Genomic DNA, 589 nt, shown 5'->3' with positions numbered 1-589 from the left:
CGATAATCACCTGCCCGATGGCGTTGAGCAGCGCGATGTTCGAGCCGTTCTTCAGCGCAATGTGCATATCGGCGATACGCGCGGTTTCGATTTTACGCGGATCGCAGACGATAATTTTCGCCCCATTGCGTTTGGCGTTGATCACGTGATTCGCCACAATAGGGTGTGAATCTGCCGGGTTGTACCCGAAGATAAACACGAGATCGGTGTTATCAATCTCTGTGATGGCATTACTCATGGCGCCATTACCGACCGACTGGTGCAGACCTGCAACCGAAGGGCCGTGTCAGACGCGAGCGCAGCAGTCGACGTTATTGGTACCAATAACGGCGCGCGCGAACTTTTGCATCACATAGTTGGTTTCGTTCCCCGTCCCGCGGGAGGAGCCGGTGGTCTGAATGGCGTCCGGACCGTACTTCGCCTTAATGGCGCTGAGACGGGTCGCGACGTAGTCGAGCGCTTCCTGCCAGGAGACGGATTCCAGTTTGCCGCCACGCTGACGGCGGATCATAGGGGTTTTCAGGCGCGGGGTGAGGATCTGGGTATCGTTAATGAAATCCCAGCCATAATAGCCTTTCAGGCACAGGGT

Annotated in this window: 1 protein-coding gene; it reads right to left on the bottom strand. The window is 56.4% G+C overall.

The genetic code is table 11. From position 1 onward, the window contains the following. On the bottom strand, positions 1-589 hold a 589-nt coding region (locus BV390_RS30435; protein WP_168185436.1), incomplete at both ends, for a molybdopterin-dependent oxidoreductase.

The sequence above is a fragment of the Klebsiella sp. YJ genome, assembly GCF_002108615.1.
In the GTDB taxonomy this organism is placed as follows: Bacteria; Pseudomonadota; Gammaproteobacteria; order Enterobacterales; family Enterobacteriaceae; genus Klebsiella; species Klebsiella planticola.
The sequence above is the reverse complement of the archived record's forward strand: the minus strand, read 5'-3'. Positions and strand labels throughout refer to the sequence as shown.